This window comes from Staphylococcus agnetis (assembly GCF_011466855.1).
GTDB classification, from domain to species: Bacteria; Bacillota; Bacilli; order Staphylococcales; family Staphylococcaceae; genus Staphylococcus; species Staphylococcus agnetis.
Genome location: NZ_CP045927.1, coordinates 1,952,579 through 1,975,883, shown reverse-complemented (window position 1 = coordinate 1,975,883; position 23,305 = coordinate 1,952,579). Strand labels below are relative to the sequence as shown.

The 23,305-nt window shown below is 37.2% G+C and carries 16 protein-coding genes; 11 read left to right on the top strand and 5 right to left on the bottom strand.

The features are described from left to right. Positions 1 to 181: 181 nt before the first annotated feature. The 5 genes from GJE18_RS10030 (at position 182) to GJE18_RS10010 (ending at position 9,000) form a co-directional block, all read left to right on the top strand. Complete coding sequence (locus GJE18_RS10030) at positions 182 to 2,461, top strand: nitric-oxide reductase large subunit (RefSeq protein WP_107368586.1); 2,280 nt, start codon at positions 182 to 184, stop codon at positions 2,459 to 2,461. A 216-nt stretch (positions 2,462 to 2,677) separates the two neighbouring features. Further along, positions 2,678 to 4,087, top strand: coding sequence for an FAD-binding oxidoreductase (locus GJE18_RS10025; RefSeq protein WP_060551766.1), 1,410 nt, complete (start codon positions 2,678 to 2,680; stop codon positions 4,085 to 4,087). Beyond that, on the top strand, positions 4,080 to 5,351 hold the full coding sequence (locus tag GJE18_RS10020; RefSeq protein WP_085622941.1) for a (Fe-S)-binding protein: 1,272 nt from the start codon (positions 4,080 to 4,082) through the stop codon (positions 5,349 to 5,351). The genes GJE18_RS10025 and GJE18_RS10020 overlap by 8 nt, the downstream gene beginning before the upstream one ends. A 99-nt stretch (positions 5,352 to 5,450) precedes the next feature. Then, positions 5,451 to 7,232 carry an ABC transporter ATP-binding protein gene (locus GJE18_RS10015; protein WP_107368584.1) on the top strand — a complete coding sequence of 594 codons (1,782 nt, stop codon included), beginning with the start codon at positions 5,451 to 5,453 and terminating at the stop codon, positions 7,230 to 7,232. Between the two features lie 13 nt (positions 7,233 to 7,245). Further along, positions 7,246 to 9,000, top strand: a complete 1,755-nt coding sequence (locus GJE18_RS10010) for an ABC transporter ATP-binding protein (protein ID WP_107368598.1) — start codon at positions 7,246 to 7,248, stop codon at positions 8,998 to 9,000. 158 nt (positions 9,001 to 9,158) lie between these two features. Here the strand turns inward: GJE18_RS10010 and GJE18_RS10005 are convergent, their stop codons facing one another. From GJE18_RS10005 to GJE18_RS09990, 4 genes are all read right to left on the bottom strand, one after another. After that, positions 9,159 to 9,530 carry a VOC family protein gene (locus GJE18_RS10005; RefSeq protein ID WP_060551763.1) on the bottom strand — a complete coding sequence of 124 codons (372 nt, stop codon included), beginning with the start codon at positions 9,528 to 9,530 and terminating at the stop codon, positions 9,159 to 9,161. 44 nt (positions 9,531 to 9,574) lie between these two features. Next, the gene (locus GJE18_RS10000; protein ID WP_060551762.1) at positions 9,575 to 10,006 is read right to left on the bottom strand and encodes a pyridoxamine 5'-phosphate oxidase family protein; all 432 of its coding nucleotides are present in this window, start codon (positions 10,004 to 10,006) and stop codon (positions 9,575 to 9,577) included. 86 nt (positions 10,007 to 10,092) lie between these two features. Beyond that, positions 10,093 to 11,481 (bottom strand): alanine/glycine:cation symporter family protein, encoded by a 1,389-nt coding sequence (locus GJE18_RS09995; RefSeq protein WP_085622989.1) that lies wholly within the window; start codon positions 11,479 to 11,481, stop codon positions 10,093 to 10,095. Positions 11,482 to 12,117: 636 nt separating this feature from the next. Beyond that, positions 12,118 to 14,076 carry a fructose-bisphosphatase class III gene (locus GJE18_RS09990; RefSeq protein WP_060551760.1) on the bottom strand — a complete coding sequence of 653 codons (1,959 nt, stop codon included), beginning with the start codon at positions 14,074 to 14,076 and terminating at the stop codon, positions 12,118 to 12,120. 258 nt (positions 14,077 to 14,334) lie between these two features. On the opposite strand from GJE18_RS09990, the gene GJE18_RS09985 reads away from it, so the two are divergent. The 4 genes from GJE18_RS09985 to GJE18_RS09970 all read left to right on the top strand — a co-directional run bounded on the left by GJE18_RS09985 (position 14,335) and on the right by GJE18_RS09970 (position 19,392). Further along, complete coding sequence (locus GJE18_RS09985) at positions 14,335 to 15,516, top strand: MFS transporter (RefSeq protein ID WP_107368583.1); 1,182 nt, start codon at positions 14,335 to 14,337, stop codon at positions 15,514 to 15,516. A 233-nt stretch (positions 15,517 to 15,749) separates the two neighbouring features. Beyond that, positions 15,750 to 17,033 (top strand): pyruvate MFS transporter, encoded by a 1,284-nt coding sequence (locus tag GJE18_RS09980; protein ID WP_085622987.1) that lies wholly within the window; start codon positions 15,750 to 15,752, stop codon positions 17,031 to 17,033. Positions 17,034 to 17,582: 549 nt separating this feature from the next. Next, positions 17,583 to 18,185: a class A sortase SrtA gene (srtA, locus tag GJE18_RS09975; protein ID WP_060551757.1), complete on the top strand. Its 603-nt coding sequence runs from the start codon at positions 17,583 to 17,585 to the stop codon at positions 18,183 to 18,185. A 67-nt stretch (positions 18,186 to 18,252) separates the two neighbouring features. Then, positions 18,253 to 19,392: a glycerate kinase gene (locus tag GJE18_RS09970; protein WP_107368582.1), complete on the top strand. Its 1,140-nt coding sequence runs from the start codon at positions 18,253 to 18,255 to the stop codon at positions 19,390 to 19,392. A 135-nt stretch (positions 19,393 to 19,527) separates the two neighbouring features. On the opposite strand, the gene scdA is transcribed toward GJE18_RS09970, so the two are convergent. Further along, positions 19,528 to 20,205 carry an iron-sulfur cluster repair di-iron protein ScdA gene (gene scdA, locus GJE18_RS09965; RefSeq protein ID WP_060551755.1) on the bottom strand — a complete coding sequence of 226 codons (678 nt, stop codon included), beginning with the start codon at positions 20,203 to 20,205 and terminating at the stop codon, positions 19,528 to 19,530. 327 nt (positions 20,206 to 20,532) lie between these two features. Here scdA and GJE18_RS09960 point away from each other — a divergent pair, with 327 nt between their 5' ends. Both GJE18_RS09960 and GJE18_RS09955 read left to right on the top strand, forming a co-directional pair. Beyond that, positions 20,533 to 21,624 (top strand): Glu/Leu/Phe/Val family dehydrogenase, encoded by a 1,092-nt coding sequence (locus GJE18_RS09960; protein WP_060551754.1) that lies wholly within the window; start codon positions 20,533 to 20,535, stop codon positions 21,622 to 21,624. Between the two features lie 222 nt (positions 21,625 to 21,846). Continuing rightward, a complete protein-coding gene (locus GJE18_RS09955) occupies positions 21,847 to 22,920 on the top strand; it encodes a PTS sugar transporter subunit IIC (protein WP_060551753.1) in 1,074 nt (357 codons plus the stop codon). Positions 22,921 to 23,305 lie beyond the last annotated feature (385 nt).

Sequence of the window (23,305 nt, the reverse complement as noted above, 5' to 3'; positions counted from 1 at the left end):
CGATAATTATATGATTTAATGGCGTTATAAAAGAATAATAGAGTATAAATAGTTATAACAGTGAATAATATTTAAAAATATAATTATGACAAAATAAAGAACTAATTGATAATGATATTTACTCTCATTTGAACTAGGCGTATTCTGAAAGTGCAAAAAATACGTGTAAGGAGTGAGGTAAATGGGAAGCCCATATCGGACGTTGTCTAAAGTGCTTATCAGTATTTTAGTTACGGTATTCTCAATATTACTTTTAGGTGGCTGGCTAATATTTGAAAATGAGGCACCGCGACCGACTAAGGTTGTCGATGAAAACGGTAAAACATTAATCTCTAAAGCAGAGCTGATTAGCGGTCAAGCCATTTACGAAAAATACGGTTTAACAGATTACGGGTCTTATTTAGGAAACGGCTCTTATCTCGGACCTGATTATACTGCTGAAACATTACATCAATATATACAAGGGATGCATCATTATTATGCGCAAACGTTACATCATAAATCTTTTAAAAATTTAACTCAAATGCAACAAGCGGGTATTGAAGATAAAGTGAGAAAAGAGATCCGCATCAATCGCTATTCTAAAACAAAGGATGAACTCGTGTTAACAGATGCCCAAGTTGCAGGTTTAAAACATGTTCGACAATTTTATCAAAAAGAATTTGTCAACAATCCTAAGCAAGCAGGGTTACCCCAAAATATGATAGATCAATTTACAATTGATGATTATATGGTTAAAGGAAATAAAATTGAACACTTAAGTGATTTCTTTTTCTGGGGTGCATGGTTATCCTCGACTGATCGTCCTGACCGACAATTCTCTTACACGAATAATTGGCCTTATGATGCTCAGGCGGGAAATACGATGCCAAGTGAAGCGTTAATTTGGTCTGCGATTTCTGTTGCATTACTCGTTGCCGGTGTCGCAATCATTATTTATTTCCAGAGACGGTACCAATTTGATATGGAAGCGACATATAAAGGTGAAAAACATTTACCTAAAATTAAAATTCCTGAGACGATTACGAGCAGTCAGGCAAAAACTGCAAAGTATTTTGTCGTCGTTATGATACTCTTTTTAATTCAAATTCTTCTCGGAGAACTGATGGCGCATTACTACGTTGAAAATGAATTTTTCGGTATACCTTTACAAAAACTCTTCCCATTTAATATCGCTAAAACATGGCACTTACAATTAGTGATATTTTGGGTAGCAACAACATGGCTTGCGACAGGTATTTATGTCGTCCCTCGAGTATTAGGCAAAGAGCCTAAACATCAAGGAAAGCTCGTTGATATATTATTTATAGCACTGTTAATTGTTGCTGGTGGTAGCATGCTGGGTGAATGGGGAAATATTTTAGGTTGGATTAACGAAAAATGGTGGTTATTCGGTCATTTTGGTTGGGAATATATTGAGCTTGGCAAGTTTTGGCAAATCTTATTTATTATCGGAATGATTTTATGGATGGTTATTTTAGCTAGAGGCTTTATACCGGCGATTAAGCTAGGAACAGATCAACATAGAAACCGCTTGATTTTACTATTATTTATCGGCGCTATCGCCATTCCACTATTTTATTTAGCCTCATTATTTATCATGCCTAATACACATGTAACTTTTGCCGATTATTGGCGGTGGTGGATTGTTCATTTATGGGTTGAAGGTATATTTGAAGCTTTTGCAGTCATACTTATTGGATTCTTAATGGTAGACATGAAATTAACAACCATTCGCTCGACGATACGTGCGCTCTATTTTCAAATTATATTGCTACTTGGAACGGGTATTGTGGGTATGGGACACCATTATTATTGGCAAGGTGACCATTCAATTTGGTTGGCATTAGGATCGAGTTTTTCAGCTTTAGAAGTGGTCCCTTTATGTTTGTTAATATGGGAAGCTTATACGCATTATCGTGTATATAAATTTAGTAAAATAGAATTTCCGTATAAAGGAACATTTATTTTCTTAGCTTCTACAGGGCTATGGAATGCGTTAGGTGCAGGCGCTTTAGGTTTCTTAATCAATGCGCCAGCCATTAACTATTTCGAACACGGCACACAGTGGACTGCCGCTCATGCGCACGGTTCTATGGCTGGAGTGTATGGCATGTTTTCAATCGCAATTTTACTTTACGTATTACGTAATATCACACGGTCTGAACTATGGACACGCCGTACAGAAAAGTGGATATCCATTGCATGTTGGTTATTAAACATTGGTCTTGCTGGAATGGTGTTAGTGACATTGTTGCCAGTAGGGTATATACAGCTTAAAGATGCATTAGAACATGGATATTGGCATGCACGTTTACCAGAGTTTTATCAACAAGATACTGTTTTTTGGTTGATGTGGGGACGCATGCCTTGGGATTTAATTTTTACAGCAGGTGTGATCATCTTATTCGTCATTACTGTCCGTGCCTTTATGTACGTGAAAAAGGTAAATAATCATTAATCATACAAAGCGTGGTAACTATTGTTTTTAACCGTAGTCGCCACGCTTTTTACTGATGCGCAATGAAAAGTTGAAGGGTATAGGGATGTGCCACCATAAGTACGGTCTTATTCTATTGTAAAATGACAAAACATTGATAAAGACCATGCGAAACCAATTTGAATCGTGTAAAATAGATAGAAACATGAAATCGCTATCAAATAAAGGGGGAATTTGATGCAACATGAAAAAATGAAACAAATGTTAAAATCACTTTTAGATGAACGGGCGTTTGATGATACTGCATCACTGGTGTCATATGGTTATGACGGTTCATTTGGGCAATATATTCCCGATGTTGTGACGCAACCGTGTAGTACAAAAGAGGTTCAAGCGATTGTTAAACTTGCGAACCAATACCAATGTCCCATTTATCCTAGAGGGGCGGGCACCAATTTATCAGGAGGAACTTTACCTGTTCAAGGAGGCATTGTACTTGATTTTTCACAGTGGAATGACGCACCCGTCATATACCCAGAAGATTTAATCATCAAAACACGACCCGGGGTGAAAACGGCTGATATTCATGCCTTAGCAGAAAAGCATCAATTAATGTATCCACCTGATCCATCATCTTCAGCAGTGTGTACCATTGGAGGGAATTTAGCTGAAAATGCTGGAGGTCCCCACGGTGTTAAATATGGTGTTACGAAAGATTATGTCATTGGTCTTGAGGTGGTGACAGCACGTGGCGATATCATTAAAACGGGTGGGCAAACGATAAAAAATGTAACGGGGTATGATTTAACAAAATTACTCGTTGGAGCTGAAGGAACATTAGGCATTATCACAGAAGCGACCTTAAGATTGATACCTAAACCAAAAGCCACTCAAACTGTAATGATTGTATTTGAACAACTTGAGAAGGCTGGGCAATCCATTTCTCAAATATTAACGTCAGGTGTACGTCCTTCTAAAATGGAAATATTAGATCATCACGCGGTGAATAAAGTAGTGGATTATGCTGGGTTAAATTTACCACGTAGTGCAGCAGCGATTCTTTTGGTTGAAGTCGATGGAGAGCCTGAAGCTTTGACGCAAGAAATGACGACAATCAAACAGGCGCTCGAAAACATAAATGTCACGGACATCAAAATTGCACAAACAAAAGAAGAAGAAAATGCATTGTGGCAAGTGCGTAAAGCGGTATCCCCTGCAGTAGTGGAAAGTGGCTATACGAAAATATCAGAAGATGCCACAGTACCTTTAAGTAAAATCCCACAAATGTTTAAAAAGATATCTGAATTAAAAGAAAAATATCAATTAAACATTGTCATTTTTGGTCATGCAGGTGATGGGAATCTACATCCAACAATTAATGCGAATATGCGAGATCCGATAGCGGTTAAAAATGTTGAACGTGCGGTAGAAGAAATTTTTGAATATGCGATTGCACTGGGAGGCACGCTTTCAGGTGAGCATGGCATAGGTACGATGAAAAAACCATTTATGACAAGAGAATTAGGGGAGAATGGTGTACACTTTCAGAAAGCGATTAAACAAGCATTAGATCCTGACAATCTATTAAATCCTGGCAAAATCTTTCCGGAAGTCGGAGAGTCAAGGTTGGTGTTGCAACATGACTAATTTAAAAACACAACTTGATTACGAGGCCACTTTTGATTGTGTGCAGTGCGGATATTGTTTACCTGCTTGTCCTACATATGTCACTTTTAAAAATGAAAAACATTCTCCAAGAGGACGTATAAATTTAGTGAAAATGGCTGCAGAAGAGAAAATTACTTTAGAAGATATGGGAGAAAGTATTGATTTATGTTTAGGATGCCGGGCATGTGAAACGGTGTGCCCAACCCATGTGCGTTATGGAGACATTTTAAGTTCAGCCGTTGAAGTATTATATGACGTGCGACCGAAGTCTAAAGTTGAAAAGATGATACGTTATACCACATTTCACGGATTACTTCCGCATAAAAATCGATTACGCCTTGTCAATAAAGGGTTGCGATTATATCAAAAATCGGGTCTTGAAAAAGTAATTAAATCAACAAATCTCTTAAAAATGGCGCCTAAATATGCACAGTTTCAAAGGGTGATGCCTGAAGTTCATCCATCGATTAATCACTGGGAGCGCACATTTAAGTGTGAAAGCACTGTTACAGTAGGCTTTTTTCAAGGATGTATGATGGATGCGTTCTTTAGTCATATTAACCAACTAGCGCTACGTATTATGGCAGCACAAGGACTTCAAGTGACGAATATCCCATCTCAAACATGTTGTGGTGCACTTCAACACCATGCAGGGCAAACGTTAAGTACGATTCAACTTGCAAAACAAAATATTGAGGCTTATGAACAATATGATTTTGATTACATCGTTAATACCATAGGGGGATGTGGTGCAGCGTTAAAAGAGTATGACACGTTATTTGAGGAAGGCACACTTTGGCATGACCGTGCAAAAGCGTTTGTTAACAAAGTACGTGATATATCAGAAATCTTAAATGATTATCCGTTACCCGTGCGACACACCTTAAATTATGAAGCGGTTTATCAACCGTCATGTCATTTAGAAAATGTGCAACGTGTTGTTCAAGAACCCGAATCACTATTAACGAAGTTACCTGGACTGACACTACATGATTTTCCAAATCAACATCACTGTTGTGGCTCGGCAGGAATTTATAATTTAGTACATTATGATGCAGCGATGCAAATTTTAGATGAAAAGATGAAACATGTTAAAACACAACAACCCAACCTCATCATTACCTCAAACCCTGGTTGTCATTTACAAATGAAATTGGGGGTTGAACGTGAAGGTTTATCTGACCAGATTGATGTCAAACATGTCGTGGAAGTCGTCGCTGAAGCATGTCGTATCACATTATAAAATTGAGAAAGGGGCGTCAGAGATGTAACGATGCTTATCGCTCAGACGAATTAATTTAATGTTAACAATGATAGAACGTCCGTGAAAGGGAGGGATGTTATGAAAGTATTTAGAACACTCGGTTGGTTCTTTAAGCAAGAAAAATGGCGGTTCAGTACCGCAATCATCGCGATGATGATTACAGCATGTTGCAGTTTAGTGCCTCCACACATCATTGGGCGTGTAATTGACCATATTACAGCACAGTCATTAACACCGTCGCGTTTAATGATGTACTTAATGATTATATTATTGACAGGGATTACCGTGTATATCTTAAGATTTTACTCACGTACACAACTTTTTGGTGCTAGTGCTAAACTTGGTCGATTATTAAGAGGAGAACTTTATGATAAATATTTAAGTATGCGGCCATCCTTTTTCCAAAAATATCGTACAGGGGATCTCATGGCACATGCCACAAATGATATTCGTGCTGTTCAAAGTACCGCAGGGGTTGGGGTGATGACCATTGCGGATGCGGTAATTATGGGCGGTATAACCCTTGTGATTATGGCACTCACAGTCAGCCCAAAACTTACATTCATTGCGATGATACCACTACCGATTCTTGTAATATTAACGCAATATTATGGGAAATTACTTCATAAAGGATTTAAAGAAGCGCAAGGGGCATTTAGTGAATTAAATGATAAAACGCAAGAAAGTATTGCGGGAGTTAAAGTCACAAAATCATTTGGATACGAACGTGCGGATGAAGCGGATTTTCGTGAATTTAGTGACCGTGTTGTTTTAAAAAATCTCACTGTTACTAAAATCGATGCACTGTTTGATCCAACAATTCAGCTCGTCATTGGTACCAGTTATTTATTAAGTGTCATATTTGGTTCCTATATGGTAGTAGATAACGCCATTACGATTGGACAACTCGTCACTTTCACAACATACCTTGGTATGTTGGTATGGCCTTTACTTGCCTTAGGTTTTTTCTTTAACATTATTCAACGAGGTAGTGCTTCTTATGACCGTATTCGTGATTTATTAGCAGTTCCCAATGACACGCACACGCATGAAACACTATCTGAAAAGCCCCAAGGGAACATCGTATTTCAGTTGAAACAGTTTACCTTTGAAGACGATACAGAATCGCATTTACATCACGTACATTTCACAATTGAACCGGGGATGACTGTGGGGATTGTGGGAAATACAGGGTCTGGCAAAAGTTTGTTAATTCGATTACTATTAAGAGAATTTGATCCACCCCGTGCACAGGATATTGCCTATGGTGGACATGCGCTCTATCAGTATCCGATTCATCTACTTAGAGAACAATTTGGATATGTGCCGCAAGATCATTTTTTATTTTCATCAACAATTCGAGGTAACATTGCATTCAGCGAACCTGAAATCGATGACGCTACGCTTTATCACGTGAGTGAAATGAGTCGTATTCATCAAGACATTATGTCATTACCCGATCAGTATGACACAGTAGTGGGTGAACGTGGGGTTTCGTTATCAGGAGGGCAAAAACAACGTATTTCCATCGCACGTGCCTTATTAATGAACCCGGAAGTACTCATCTTAGACGATGCTCTATCCGCTGTGGATGCTGAGACAGAAACACGAATTTTACAAAATTTGAAACAAGAACGAAAAGGCAAAACCAATATTATTACAGCACATCGTATGAGTGCTGTCATGCATGCGGATTTAATTATTGTGATGCGTGACGGTACCATTGTTGAAAAAGGAACACATGAAGCATTACTCCAACAACAAGGGTGGTATGCGGAAACGTTTCAAGCACAAGCAATGGAAAATCGTTTGAATCAAGCTTTAGATCAACAAACACAAAGGGGGGCTGATCGTGAGTGAAACACAACCACAAATGACATCGAAAGAACAGATGAAAACGCTAGGTCGTCTCCTTAAATATACGCTACCTTTTAAGTCGTTAATTGTACGTGCGTTATCATTACTAATATTAACAACCGCTGCGAGTATGGCTGTTCCCTATATCATTAAAGTGTTTATCGATCAATACCTTGTGCCTAGACATTTCCCAGGAAATGATCTGATCGTTATCCTCGTATTATTTATTGGTGTAGAACTATTAGGTGCATTAACAGCCTATTTTAGTTTGTATTATTTAGAATATTTAGCATTAAAAGTGATTCAACAACTGCGAATTGATGCTTTCAGAGATATAGCTAATTTAGGAATGCGGTTTTATGACCAGACTCCAAGTGGGAGTATTGTATCACGGTTAACAAACGATACTGAGGCCATCGTAGAAATGTTTACTGGTGTGCTTGCGACATTTTTAATCGCGATTTTTATGGTAATGAGTAGTTTTATAATGATGTTTGTTTTAGATATAAAAATGGCATTTTTTGCGATGTGCTTTGTTCCATTAATCGTTTTAGTACTCGCATTATATCGTAAATATGCGTCAGTATATTTTTATGAAACAAGACGTAAACTATCAGATTTAAACGCGAAACTTGGTGAATCAATTGAAGGTATGAAAATTATTCAAGTGTTCAACCAAGAACAACGTCTTAAAGCGGAATTTGAAACAATAAATCGTGCGCACTATGATTATATGCTTAAAACGATACGTCTTGATGGATTATTATTGAGGCCAGCGATTACACTTATTTCAACATTATCTATAGTTGCTATTTTGGCTTATTTTGGAATGTTGAGCTTTAAAACCGTGGTTACTGCTGGTACCATTTATGCTTTTATTCAATATATGCAACGTTTCTTTGAGCCGATTAACCAAGTCAGTCAAAATTTAAATATTTTCCAACAAGCAGTTGTGTCTGCTAGCCGTGTATTTCATATGATGGACAATGAGGACTTAGCACCTGTTCAACCTGAAAATGCATCGCGTATTACTGCGGGCCGTATAGAGTTTAAAAATGTGTCATTTAGTTATGATGGGCAGCATGATGTATTGAAAAACATTGATTTCACTGCAGAACCTGGTCAAACAGTCGCACTTGTAGGTCATACTGGTTCGGGGAAAAGTTCGATTATCAACTTGTTTATGCGGTTTTATGAATTTGAACGAGGGGATATTTTGATTGATGGGCAATCAGTAAAAAACATCCCTAAAGGAGAACTGAAATCTAAAATTGGACTAGTGCTACAAGACCCATTTATGTTTTATGGTTCTATCGCGTCTAATATCAAACTATATCATCCAACGATGACATTTGAACAAATTGAAGGTGCAGCCAAATTTGTGTATGCACATGATTTTATTATGAAATTTAAAGACGGTTATGATCACAAAGTGATTGAAAAAGGAAGTACACTTTCAAGTGGTCAACGTCAATTGATTGCTTTTGCACGAACTATGGCGATACATCCGAAAATTTTAATTTTGGACGAAGCAACTGCCAACATTGATTCAGAAACGGAAGAACTCATTCAACAGTCTTTAACGAAAATGAGACACGGTAGAACTACACTTGCGATAGCACATCGACTATCAACAATTCAAGATGCGGATTTAATCCTTGTCTTACACCAAGGTGAAATTGTAGAACGGGGAACGCATGATACGCTAATTCAACAAGGTGGTATTTACCAAAAAATGTATCAATTACAACGCAATGGTAAAACGCGCTAGCATCTAAAACAGTTGCATTAATCGTGGTAATATCATGTTTGGAATCCCGATTTCCTATAAAACAATCGACTATATGTTGCATGTAAAAAGCCTTCAAAGTTCATTTGAAAAATGAATTTTGAAGGCACTTTTGATGAGATTCATTCATAAATGCATACTTAGTTTCTAACTGCAAAATAGTGATCTTCATCATCGGCGAAGTTAAATACAATGCCACCGTTCATTTCCACTTTTTCGCCAACAGTTACGCCTTTTGACTTTAAGTTATCATATAAAGCATGAATATCTTCCGAAACAAACATTAAAGAAGGCGTACCGGTATCGACGCCCATTTCCATCGCTTCGACTTTTGCTTTATCGTGTAACACAATGGCCGTTTCAGCGTCAGGTGTCGGTTTTAAAATAATGACGCGCATGTCATTCGTCACATCATCAGATACCACGTGGAAATTCAATTTGTCCGTCCAAAACTGTTTTGCATTCTCTTGATCATCGACATATAACATTACTTCTTGTAATTGTGCTATCATGTTGAACTCCTTATGTTTTATTCATTTCAGTATGATGCCCTATTTTAAAGGTTACTGACATCAATTTCAATTGGTCCGTTGCCATCTTTTTGTTCATGTAGCATAACTTTGTTCGGAATCACACGTAATACGACTAAATCAGGATCTTCTTTTGAATCAAAAAAAGTTTTATCTTGTTCTTGCCATAGCCAATCTATTTGCTGTTGATCTGTAACGATCTCAATTGCACCTTCAAGTTCTACATAAGGCAATTGATTGTTCTCTTCGTAACCTAAGAGGACATGTGCTTTAGGATTATGTTTAATTTCTTCAAATTTTGGGGTTTGTTTACTTGTTTTTGTATATAAATCTAGACCATCATTATAAAAAATCATATAACGACTATTTGGTTGATCATGATAAGACGTTGCTAAAACACCGATACGTGAGTGTTCTATAACTTCATTAATTTTTTGAATTGCTTCTTGTTTCATTATATATCACCTCAGTATCATCTACCCATGTCAAGCGATAAAAAAACAAGTTGTGATGCGTAGTCATTACGTTCACAACTTGTTTTTTATTATTTAAATTCACGAGTCGACGGTTTAAAATAATCGTCTGTTTCTTGTTTAATAACTTTGAATAAGAATAAGAGACCTATCAAATTCGGAATCATCATTAATGCATTAGCCATATCAGCGAAAGCCCATACTAAACGCAAGTTTGCTACAGTACCTACAAATGTAGCAACGACATAAATCACTGCGTAAATGACAACAAGTTTTACGCCGAATAAGTATTCAAAACACTTCGCACCATAGACAAACCAAGCGATAATCGTTGAAAATCCAAAGAAGATAACAGAAAGTGACACAACGTATTCACCGATGATACCGAGTGAAGAGGCAAACGCTTTACTTGTGAGCGCACCAGCCTCTAATCCTGGATCATGACTGACACCTGATAGTAGACCACCTGATGGATCCCAAAAACCTGTGACAAGCAATACGAGTGCTGTCATGGTACATACAACAATCGTTACAATAAAAGTACCTGTCATTGCAACAAGTGCTTGAATCACAGGGTGACTCGTTTTGGCATTACCAGAAATAAGTGCGACTGTACCCAGCCCAGCTTCATTTGAGAAGATACCTTTTGATACACCATGTTGGACTGCTTGCATAACCACAATTCCTGAAAAGCCACCTGCAGCTGACACTGGTGTAAAAGCATGCTCAAAAATTAATCCGAACGCTGGAATGATTTTATCGTAATTCATAATGATAATTAAAATAGAAGCACCTATGTATAAAATGGCCATCATCGGCACGAAAAATCCTGCTACATCACTGATACGTTTGATTCCACCAAAAATGATAAAAGAGATGAGTATCACTAATATAATACCAGTAATAAATCCTTGAACATTAAAACTCGTAGACATGACATCTGCGATAGTATTAGATTGTACGCTGTTTCCGATACCTAAAGCGGCAAATGCTCCAAAAACGGCAAATGCAATAGCTAAAAATTTGAACTTTGGTCCTAATCCTTTTTCAATGTAATACATCGGACCACTAATATATTCACCAATCGGGTTCTTATCACGATATTTCATAGCAAGTAAGGCTTCGGCATATTTCGTTGTCATACCGAGTAAACCCACGACCCACATCCAAAAGACAGCACCTGGGCCACCTAATGTAACGGCTGTTGCGACACCAGCAATATTCCCGTTACCAATCATACCTGCAAGTGAGGTCATTAAGGCTTTGAAATTACTAATATCACCTTCACTTTCGTCCGTATCTTTTTTATTAGGAACAAAGGCAAGCTTAAATGCATGACCTAATTTACTGAATTGTAATCCTTTGAGGACGAACGTTAAGAATAATCCCGTACCTACTAATAAAATTAAACTCGGTGCACCCCAAAGAACCGCATTAATTTTATTTAATGATTCTAACACAAAAACCCCTCCATTTGACTTCATTAAAGAAAACGCTTTCATAATTATAAGATAGTTGTTCGTTGCTGTAAATTCATAATTTTTTTAATTAAAAACATGTCAAGCACTACGGACATGTGAAAGGGGTGTGGTTTCACATGTCGATAGACTTGAAAGATGTTTATATAGTTGATGATGCGCATCAATAAGGCCCGAAAAGTAATTCTACGCTTACGTTGGCATCAAAATTCACATTACTAAATTTTACACCCATATGATAAAAATTGCCAATTATATTTGAAAAAAGAGAAAAATAACACTTTTCTATTCATTACTGTTCACAATATTTATTTTAAAAAAGTGATATATGCATATTCAAAGAAGGGTAGAACATCAATCATTTCAATTTTGATTGTGCCTAACGCGTTTCTTTTTGGGGGAGCTTTATCTCATAATGGATTTTCAGTCTTGGCTTAATGCCTCAAAAGTCTCGCCTATGAAAGTCATCACAGAAATGTTTTCCTTCACCATTTTTCTCCTCTTATAGATTAAAATTGATACATGAAGATGAATAACAGCCAACAAAAGTTCATGGATGAATGAATTTTTGTTGGCTGTTTTGATATACAGGATGGTTATATCCCAATCCGTTGTTGATTATTTTTTCATATAACGATATGCCATGAGCGCTTTAAGCATTTCGATTTCTTCTTGCAGGGCTGCACCTTTATTCGTATCGCGGATAAGTTGACGTTCCAATTCTTCGTCTACAACACGTCGTATGGATAATTCGTCTTCACCTGTTTTTAGTACATTTTCTTTTGAGTTAAATTGCTGGTGTGCAACAAGTTGCATGCCAAATGAGTTATATAATAACGTATAGCCAGCGATACCTGTTGTACTTTGATAGGCTTTAGAGAAACCACCATCGATGACAAGCATTTTTCCATTAGCTTTGATTGGGTTTTCACCATCACGCTCTTTAATTGGTGTATGTCCGTTAATGATGCGTCCAGTTTCAGGATCCATATCAAACTCTTTAAGCATCTTTTTGACCATGTTTTCATCTTCACGTAGATGATAGTATGGATTTTTAACTTCTTTATGTGTTGCTTTGTCACTGATGAAGTAACGTTCAAATGTTGTCATTGCTCGTTTTCCAAATAAAGAGGAGTATTTTCCTGTCCATAAATACCAAACAAGGTCAGTCGAAATATCATCTTGTGTTTCAATATCGTTATAGGCTTTCCGCACGTGATATTCAAACTTATCAATGAGCGCATGACCATCATAATATTCACCCTCGATTTCCATACCTTCCATATTGCCATTTTCATCCACTGGTATGCAGCCGTGGATTAATAAGTTTCCATTGTAGCGCAAATAAAGATTTCCTTTTTTCATTAAGAAATCAATATGGCGACGCAACTTTTCAGATTCTTGGAAGGAAATAATTAATTTATCCATCACTTCTTTTTCTTCTTCTAATAGTGCAGTAGGATTTCTAGGGTCAATCGTTTTAAAACATGTATGTTCTAATGGATAGGTCTGACCGTTGATATCTAACGTAAGTTCACGATAATTGATGCGATCTAATATCAGACGACTCTCCATCTCAAACTCAGGACGACGTTTAATGATAGGACCTTCTAATTTAAATTGGATGATTGCGATAGCTTGGTGTATTTTTGTGATTTGTAACTTTTCAGATTCAGACGGTGTTTTTTCAGGATGCTTTTTTGGACGAAAAGCAGGATTATCATCATAATATTTTTCTGCTAACGTTAGTAAAGGTCTTAAGTTAATGCCATAAGCATCTTCTATAATATCTAAATTGTCATAGCGCGCACATATACGGAGTAGGTTGGCAAGACACACTTGAGAGCCAGCATAAGCGCCCATCCATAATGCATCGTGGTTCCCCCATTGAATATCTACAGAATGATAATCAATCAATGTGTCCATAATTTTATCTGGATCAGGACCACGGTCATAAATATCACCAACAACATGTAAATGATCTACCACGAGTCGTTGAATAGTGTTTGATAAGCTAATGATTAATTTATCCGCTTGATGAAGATTAATAATTTGTTCAATGATTGTGTTGTAATACACGTTTTTATTATTGTATTTGTTACTTTTATAAAGCAGCTCTTCAATAATAAATACATAGCGCTTAGGCAATGCTTTACGCAATTTTGAGCGTGTATATTTGGAAGATGTGTAAGTAATTAACTCAAGTAGTTGATGAATCGTACTTGTATACCAAGCATCGCGGTCAGCTTTAGAATTGAATTCACTTTTAATTAACTTAATTTTATCTTCAGGGTAGTAAACTAAGGCAGTAAGCTGATTCATTTCTTGAACTGTTAAGCGGTCATTAAAAATATCATGAATTTTTGCTTTAACATTACCTGATCCATTACGTAAGACGTGCTGAAACGCATTGAACTCACCATGTAAATCGCTCACAAAGTGCTCCGTACCTTTTGGTAGTTCTAGAATGGATTCTAAACTTATAATTTCTGTTGCTACTTTTTCCTCTGAATCATATTTTTCTGCTAGTAAATCAAGATATTGTTTCTTTAATTCAGATTCCTGTATTGATTGCATTCAACTGCCACCTCTAATTCGATTTTATTTAACATTGAAGTTGTTGAAGTGTTGTAACTTCTAATGGATATTTTTAAAAATTATGTATAAAAAAATTAAGCGCTTCCAACTCTATTAAATCACATTTGTGTATGAAATTAAATTCAGAATTACGTGCAAAACGGATTTCATGCATTAATGTGGATTGCGAAAATATTGGGAAGGGTTTAAACTTAAAATGCTATTAGTTAGCAAAACTAACTTTATGGGAGGGGTTTTTTGGCATCTACGACTACGCGGTTATTTACTAAAAACTATATCGTTAATTTTGTGGTGAGTTTATTACTTTACTTAACGATGTATTTATTAATTGTGGTAATCACACAATATGCTGTTGAAAAATACCATATATCTGAAAGTTTGGCAGGTCTTGTCATGGGGATATTCATTGTAGGTTCACTATTCGGACGTTTTCTTACAGGGCGTTTTATTAACGTTATGGGTCCTAAAAAAATAGTATTGATTGGTCTAGCGGCATTTACAGTGACACAATGTCTTTATTTTATAGAAGGATCATTGATTTTGTTAATGATTGTGCGCTTTTTAAATGGTTTTGCACTAGCTATCGCAACAACTGCGACGGGGACACTCGTTGCGTTATTATCGCCTGTTGAACGACGGGCAGAAGGTATCAGTTTATTTAGTTTGAGTTTAGTTATTGGTGCAGCAATCGGACCATTTGTAGGTTTAATGTTAGCACAACATTATCCGACGTATGTGCTATTTACACTATGTGTAGGTATTGCACTTTGTGCATTTGTATTAGCGTTAACTTTAAATGTTCGTTTTCAAACGCAACCTTTGAAGTCTGAAGATAAGCAGTTTAAACTGTCTCACTTTGTTTCAATCCCTGCATTACCGATTGCAAGTGTGATTTTAATTTGTGGTTTAGGTTATGCATCGGTACTAACATTTATACAAATTTATGCCCAACAACTGCAATTGCTCACATTAGCAGGTTACTATTTCATAGCGTATGCTATCGCATCGATTTTGACGCGCCCACTTATAGGGAAAATAATGGACCGCTATAATGAGAATAAAATTGCATACCCAGCACTTTTGCTTTTTTCTGTAGGGTTAGCGATGCTTGCTGTGCTTTCAAGCAATACGGGGTGGCTGTTATTAACTTCAGGTGCATTACTTGGAATAGGGTATGGTGCGATGACAGCTGTATGTAACGTTGCTGCGCTCAAAGTCTCAAACAAAGCACACATAGGAATCGCGACATCTACATTTTATATTGGTTTAGATTTTGGCTTGGGATTTGGTCCATTTTTACTTGGGTTTATAACAACTTCATTAGGGTTCCAAGCAATGTATGGTATAACAGCAATCATTATATTCATGTGTATAGCGCTATATTGGTTTGTACATGGGCGTTATGTCAAACTAAAATAATTTAAAGTAATGCAAAATATTAAATGAAATTAATCTCAGTTATTAATTATAAAAGCTAACTATAATTGGTTAAATCAATTTAAATATTACTTTGATATATGATAAATCTAAATATTGCGACTTCGTTCATAAAATTTTCAAATTTTTATTGTAACCGCTTTCTTGATGTGGTATATTCAAAAAGCTAACTGAATTGGTCATCAGATGACCTAATGAAAAAGAGGGGGCAAATCATGAATCAACTTAAAGAAAAGAGAACAAATATACGTTGGCTGTTTGCAGGGATGTTTTTCTTAATTGGGGTCATTGCATATATGGACCGAGCTAATATTTCATATATCGCAACACCAATGATGGAAGATTTAAACTTAACTAAAACACAATTTTCGCTTCTTGCGACATTTTTCTCACTCGGTTATGCTTTAATGCAAGTACCATCAGGATTTTTAGCAGAAAAATTTGGTCCGAAAAAGATGCTTTCAATTGCATTGGTTTGGTGGAGTGCATTCACAATTTTAACAGGGGTTATAAAAAATCACGGGGTATTATTTGCAGTACGTTTCTTATTTGGTGTTGGGGAGGCACCTATGTATCCGTCTAATGCTGTATTTAATACATTCTGGTTTGCAAAAAATGAAAAAGGGCGTGCATCAAGTGCATTGTTAGCAGGATCCTATTTTGGACCTGTACTTGCGCCATTTATTACGGTGGCCATTTACAACACTTTCGGTTGGCAAGCGGTTTTCATTATATTTGGTATTGTTGGTTTTCTAATTGCTTTATTATGGGCGATTATTGCGAAAGATTTACCAGAACATCACAAAATGGTCAATGATGCTGAAAAGCTTTATATTATGGAAAACCGTGACGTAGTACAAACTGAAAAATCAACAGCACCATGGGGGCGCTTTTTCACAAGATTTAGCTTTTATGCTATTGCAGCTCAGTATTTTGTAGTACAGTTTGTCATCACTTTATTTTTAATTTGGTATCCGACATATTTAATTGATCAATATAAAATTGACACATTAACGATGAGTAAGCTAGCAGGTATTCCATGGTTACTCATGTTTATTTTAATCATGGTTGGTGGTGCCATTTCAGATAGAATTTTAAGTTCAGGAAAGTCGAGATTTATCGCACGTGCTTCAATCGCAATCTTTGGATTTGTAGTATTTGGTATTTCATTGTATTTTGCGGTTAATGCCACATCATTAGCAATGAATATAACATGGATGTCATTTTGTTTAGCTGGTGTTGGCTTATCGATGGTAATGAGCTGGGCTTCAGCCACTGATATTGGACGTAACTTCTCTGGATCAGTATCAGGATGGATGAATCTATGGGGGAACATTGGTGCAATGTTAAGCCCAATCGTTGCGGCGGTATTAGCAGATAGTATCGGTTGGAAAGCAACGCTATTATCCATGCTTATCTTAGTCGTAATCGCAATCATTTTATGGTTCTTCGTGAAACCTGACCAACCACTGGTACAAGATGAAGCAGAACAAATATAATTCTTAATATCGGGCTAGGACATAGCAGACCTGTTAATCACAAAAACCAACAAAGTTCATTTGTACATGAACTTTGTTGGTTTTATTTATTTATATAAATCGATTTAGTCTACTATGATGAATTGTGATTGATCCCTTAGCCGAGACTTCTGAGGCATTTAGCCGCAACCGAAAATATATAAGGCAGTAGCTGACTGGATTGCGTATGCGCTTAAAAGCTTTCCGCAATTAGGCTATTGACCACCTATTCACGCATGTTCATAGGTGTACTGAAGACGTAATTCATTTCATTTCTAACGTCTTCATGTACCGGCGGGCATTACAACGAAATCAATTAGGCTTCTGTAATGCTCCCTAGTTGAGGTAAGGCGTCTAGAAAAGCGTGGCGTTAGGGACAATCATAGGTTTAATGATTTATGTCTTATATACAAATTTAGTCTATATGTGTCGCCCCGACTTTTTTAATGAAATGTCAATGTATAAATGATTCGTTTCACATTTTAATATGGTAAAATATAAATGATTCTATCATAGAAAGGCGTTTAGCATATGAAGCGATTATCTCGAGTGATGATGCCTTTAATAGGTGTATTACTGATATTAGGTGGTTTATATTTAGCATTTCGACCACAAATTGATACGTATTTTACTAAAAAAGAAAATGATAAGAAAATAGAACAATATGAAAGTAATCAAAAAAAAGCAACCGCACCGCAACAAATTGAAATTCCTAAAGATAAATCACAAGTTGCAGGCGTATTGTCCATCCCTTCTGTAGATATTAATGAACCAGTGTATCCAGGGCCAGCAACACCACAACAATTAGAACGAGGTGTCAGTTTTGCAGAAGAACGTGAATCCTTAAGCGATCAAAATATCGCGATTGCAGGTCACACGGATTATGCTTTGAATTATCAGTTTACGAAATTGCACGATGCAAAAAAAGGGGATGACGTCTTCTTTACGGTAGGTAAAGAAAAGCGTAAATACAAAATTACATCAATTAAGGATGTAGACCCATACGCAGTTGAAGTGCTTAATGAAATGAAAAAAGATAAACATCAACTGACGTTAATTACGTGTGATGATTATGATGAAAAAACTGGTAAATGGTTAAAGCGCAGTATCTATGTTGCTGAACAAGTAGCGTAAGTGTATCAAATAAGGGTTGAGACGGTTTGTCTCGACCCTATTTATGTCGTATAAGGAGCGTGTGAAAATGAAACGTTTACTCATTGCACCAGACTCATTTAAAGAAAGTATGTCTGCCCTAGAAGTAGCAAATGCAATTGAACGGGGTTTTAGACGCGTGTTTAACGATACGTGGATGATTGACAAAATACCTATGGCAGATGGTGGTGAGGGCACGTCACAATCATTACATGATGCGTTAAATGGACGGTGGCGCACAGTGACGGTAACCGGTCCTCTTGCTCATCCTGTTGATGCCACATATAGTATAGGGAATAAAGGGCGTACAGCGGTCATTGAAATGGCACAAGCGTCCGGTTTAGAGTTAGTACCGCTACATTTACGAAACCCTTTAATCACGACGACTTACGGAACGGGGGAACTCATCATAGATGCGCTGAATCAAGGCGTCACGCATTTGATTCTTGGTATTGGTGGTAGTGCCACCAATGATGGTGGTGCAGGTTTAATACAAGCTTTAGGTGGACAATTGCGAGATGGCTGTGGAAAAACGATACCCTATGGTGGTGGCGCGCTACAGCAACTTGCTTCAATCGATATCTCGACGTTAGATGAACGGCTCAAAGCAGTGAAAATAGATGTTGCTTGTGATGTTGACAATCCTTTGTTAGGTGACCGTGGTGCAACAGCTGTGTATGGTCCTCAAAAAGGTGCAACATCGGCTCAATGTGAGCAATTAGAACGTGCATTGACGCATTTTAGTAAAATGATTCACAAAACATTAAACAAAGATGTTTCAAATGTTCCAGGAGCAGGCGCAGCGGGTGGTTTAGGCGCAGGATTGCTCGCTACATTAAACGTTCAACTTAAACCAGGCATCGAGGTGGTACAAGCTGCTACTCAGTTCGAGTCTCATGTGAAAGCTTGTGATCTTGTGGTAACGGGTGAAGGAAAGATAGATGGTCAATCCATTTATGGCAAAACACCTATAGGCGTGGCCAAAGTGGCACAAGCACATCACAAGCCAGTCATCGCAGTAGCAGGGACGCTAGGTGAAGGATATGAAGCGGTGTATGAACATGGTATCGATGCCGTCTTTTCAATTGCGTCTCGACCAATGCCATTGTCAGATGCGTTATCTAGAGGACCAGAATTACTAGAACGATGGGCATTTGATATGGCTCAGGTGCTGAGTTTAAAAATCTAAACATTATCATCATTTTGCTTTAGTTGATAACTTTTCAATATACAAATGGTACTCTAAAGTAATCGCCTTCAAAACACATCAGTGGATGTCGTTTGAAGGCGATTTTTAATGATTGTGCAATCATTTCGTTTCAGTTTAGCTTTGTTGAACTTTAGGGAACAATACATGATTTTCTAAATGTACATGGTCATGTGTTTCTTTTTCTAACGCTTCAAGACGCGTATACACTAATCTCCATGTGCCGCATGCTTCCATAGGGGGTTGGTAGTCATTTGTAAGACGACGCATGTGTTCTAATTTAGCTCCTGCACCTGTATGATCATCGACAAGCGACTGAATTGCTGCATCAAGATGTTCGACGTGCTGTCCTTGATGCGCCTCAACAAGTTTTGGAAATGCTTGATGATCTTCTTCATCCGTATGGGTAAGCATTGCAGCTTTAAAATCATCATAAACCTCTTTTAATTCAACTAAGTGAGGATGATTAGGTCCATGTACTCGTGCTAATTTTGTCACGTAAGGCGTTAGTTGTTTGAATTCTTCTTTTAACGTTTCGTGATAACGTGCTTGAATATATTGTACAAGTGAAGGTACATCTAAGTAACTAGGGTTAATACCCTCTCCTTGTAAATGGCTTGCAGCTTCGAGTTTATCCATTAATTCGGGTAGTTCTATACGCTTGGCTTGGGTAGCAGCCTCTTCAATTGAAACTTGGCCCCCGCAACAAAAATCTATACCATATTGACGAAATACGTCTGCTGTTTTAGGGTGTTTCGTCACAACGTCAGCAACACGTTCTTGTGCTTGAATCATGAGACATCTTCCTTTCTTCATTATGTTATCTATAGTTTAAAATTTTTGGGACATCAGCACCATTAGGGAAATATCTATAATCATTGTGGAAAAAGTCTTATTTTTTATATTAAGCGTACGCATAGTAAACGATTAAAAATAAAAAACTTTTAATTAACATGAATGATTTTAATTGAAGATTGTGATAAGATAACGAAAGAGGTTTGTAAACGCTTACATTCCGTCGTTACATCTTTTTTCAAAGGGGTAATATAGTCTTAGTACATATATTTTATGGGAAGAGATGTATGTATAAGTTACGAGCGATCACACAAAGGAGGAATGGAAATGATTTTTGAACGAATGGAGCAAGCAGATTACGAGCAATTGGTGTTTTGTCATGATAAGGCGAGCGGTTTAAAAGCGATTATTTGTATTCATGACTCTACACTTGGACCAGCTTTAGGAGGATGTCGTTTTTGGAATTATCAATCAGAAGAGGACGCAATTGTTGATGTTATGCGTCTTGCGAAGGGCATGACGTATAAAAATGCTGCGGCTGGACTGAATCTAGGTGGTGCCAAAACAGTTGTAATTGGTAATCCCAAAACGGATAAATCAGAAGCTTTTTTTAGAGCTTTAGGACGTTATATTAATAGCCTTGATGGCCGTTATATTACTGCAGAGGATGTGGGTACAACGGTTGAAGATATGGATATGATTTTTCAAGAGACACCTTATGTTTGTGGTGTAAGTGAATCTTACGGTTCCAGTGGAAACCCTAGCCCGATGACTGCATTAGGTGTCTATTATGCGATGAAACGTACAGCTAAAGAAGTGTTTGGTACCGATCATTTAGAAGGTAAGACTGTTGCGGTTCAAGGCGTCGGTAATGTCGCTTATCATATGTGTAAGTTTTTACATGAAGAAGGCGCATCACTCATTGTAACGGACATTAATGAAGAGGCAGTACAACGCGCTGTAGATGACTTTGGTGCCAAAGCTGTTCACATCGATGACATTTATAGTGTGGATGCGGATATCTTCGCACCATGTGCACTGGGTGGTATCCTGAATAGTGAAACGATCCCAACATTAAAAGTTAAAATGATTTGTGGTAGTGCGAATAACCAATTACTTGAGGACGATACACATGGTCAAATGTTAAAAGATCGTGGTATTTTATATGCACCAGATTTTGTAGTTAACAGCGGTGGTGTGATTAACGTTGCCGATGAATTAAATGGTTACAATCGTGAACGTGCTACGAAAAAAGTTCAAGGCGTCTATGATCAAATGGATAAAATTTTTACGATTGCGAAGGAACAGGATATCTTGCCTTTACAAGCAGCTGAACATTTAGCTGAAGCACGTATTGAAGCGATGATGCGTGTGCATAGTAAATTCTCTGCAAAACCTAACAATCAAATTAATCGCTAATACAGAAAATATTAAGTTTCAAATTTACTAGAAAATCAGTTGAAAGTGTGTCAACAAAGGCACACTTTTTTTAATTCGTATATTTGTGATAAAATTCACAAAAGGTCTATTGAATTTTTCTGAATTTTACTTTACGCTACATAGTATACATCGTATGCATTCGCGATAGAATAGACAGCATTAAGTGTCTAAATACATAGACGATGAGAAAGGGGAATGCAGATGGAAACAACGGAGAAAAAGATGACCTTTAAAACGTTTAGTTTTAATGTATTAAATGGTTTAGCGGTCGCCATAGTGGCAGGTTTAATACCGAATGCGGTATTAGGTGGATTGTTTAAATATTTAAGTCAGTATGCGGATATTTTCAACACATTGTTTTATGTTGTCATGGGTATTCAATTTATGCTCCCGATGATGGTGGGCGTGCTTATTGCCATACAATTTAAATTATCTGCACTGGCAACAGTGATTGTAGGCGCTGCATCATATGTTGGTTCAGGTGCCGCAAAAGTCACTGAAACAGGGTGGCAAATCGTCGGTATCGGTGATTTAATCAACACAATGATTACAGCTGCTTTAGCTGTGTTACTTGTCTTATGGTTAGAAGATCGTTTAGGAAGTTTGAAAATTATCTTATTGCCTATCCTTGTAGGTTGTATTCCTGGTCTTTTTGGTGTTTTTACACTTCCATATGTCAGCAAGATAACGTTAGCCATTGGGGAATTAATTAATACGTTCACGACGCTTCAACCGGTACTGATGTGTATATTAATTGCAGTTTTATTTTCATTTATTATCGTATCACCAGTATCAACAGTCGCAGTAGGTTTGGCTATCGGAATTTCTGGAATGGCAGCAGGTGCGGCAACAATCGGGGTTGCGACAACGGGCATAGTGTTATTTTTATGTACATTGAAAGTGAACAAAATTGGAGTACCGATTGCAATTTTGTTAGGTGCTATGAAAATGATGATGACCAACGTGATTCGTTATCCGATTATGTTATTGCCTATTGGCTTATCTGCCGCATGTGCTGGCGCTGCTGGAGGCATTATTGGTATTGTAGGTACGAAAGAAGCAGCCGGTTTTGGCTTGGTTGGTCTTGTAGGACCGATTAAAGCGATAGAAATGTTAGATGGCCCAGTAGCGATAAATATCTTTTTAGTGGCTTTGGTATTTGTTATTATACCAGGGGTTGTAGGGTTTATTTTAAACTTAATATTCACAAAAGTATTGAAACTCTACTCGAATGATATTTATAAATTTTTAGCAGCAGAAGAAACGAAATCATAATAAAAGAGGTTGGGATATAAATTATTAAACTTTTGATTGTCCCTAACGCCTCGCTTTTCTAGGCGTCTTACCTCAACTAATTTTGCTCTCAAAATGGATTTTCGGTTGCGGCTTAATGCCTCAGAAGTCTCGGCTAAGGGATCAATCACAATTCATCATAGTGTCCATCAATACGTCAAAATTTAATAATATAGATAAGTAATAGCCAGCAAAGTTTCATGTAAATGAATTTTGTTGGCTTATTTTTGTTATGTCTCAGCCACTTTCCTATGAGCATATTGTGATCTATGAGTCGCGTTATACGCATTAAATTGATAAATCCTATGCACGGTCATGAGCAAGATGTCTAAGCGTAGAGGTTATCATCAATTAAAAGTCGTCACAA

Excerpts from the sequence above, each read along its gene's own strand:
- scdA (WP_060551755.1), bottom strand. The coding sequence starts at position 20,205 with ATGATTCAAGCACAAGAACGTGTTGCTGACGTTGTGACGAAACACCCT.
- GJE18_RS10015 (WP_107368584.1), top strand. The coding sequence starts at position 5,451 with ATGAAAGTATTTAGAACACTCGGTTGGTTCTTTAAGCAAGAAAAATGG.
- GJE18_RS10010 (WP_107368598.1), top strand. The coding sequence starts at position 7,246 with ATGACATCGAAAGAACAGATGAAAACGCTAGGTCGTCTCCTTAAATAT.
- GJE18_RS09960 (WP_060551754.1), top strand. The coding sequence starts at position 20,533 with ATGATTTTTGAACGAATGGAGCAAGCAGATTACGAGCAATTGGTGTTT.
- GJE18_RS10030 (WP_107368586.1), top strand. The coding sequence starts at position 182 with ATGGGAAGCCCATATCGGACGTTGTCTAAAGTGCTTATCAGTATTTTA.
- GJE18_RS09970 (WP_107368582.1), top strand. The coding sequence starts at position 18,253 with ATGAAACGTTTACTCATTGCACCAGACTCATTTAAAGAAAGTATGTCT.
- srtA (WP_060551757.1), top strand. The coding sequence starts at position 17,583 with ATGAAGCGATTATCTCGAGTGATGATGCCTTTAATAGGTGTATTACTG.
- GJE18_RS09955 (WP_060551753.1), top strand. The coding sequence starts at position 21,847 with ATGGAAACAACGGAGAAAAAGATGACCTTTAAAACGTTTAGTTTTAAT.
- GJE18_RS09980 (WP_085622987.1), top strand. The coding sequence starts at position 15,750 with ATGAATCAACTTAAAGAAAAGAGAACAAATATACGTTGGCTGTTTGCA.
- GJE18_RS09990 (WP_060551760.1), bottom strand. The coding sequence starts at position 14,076 with ATGCAATCAATACAGGAATCTGAATTAAAGAAACAATATCTTGATTTA.
- GJE18_RS10005 (WP_060551763.1), bottom strand. The coding sequence starts at position 9,530 with ATGATAGCACAATTACAAGAAGTAATGTTATATGTCGATGATCAAGAG.
- GJE18_RS10020 (WP_085622941.1), top strand. The coding sequence starts at position 4,080 with ATGACTAATTTAAAAACACAACTTGATTACGAGGCCACTTTTGATTGT.
- GJE18_RS10025 (WP_060551766.1), top strand. The coding sequence starts at position 2,678 with ATGCAACATGAAAAAATGAAACAAATGTTAAAATCACTTTTAGATGAA.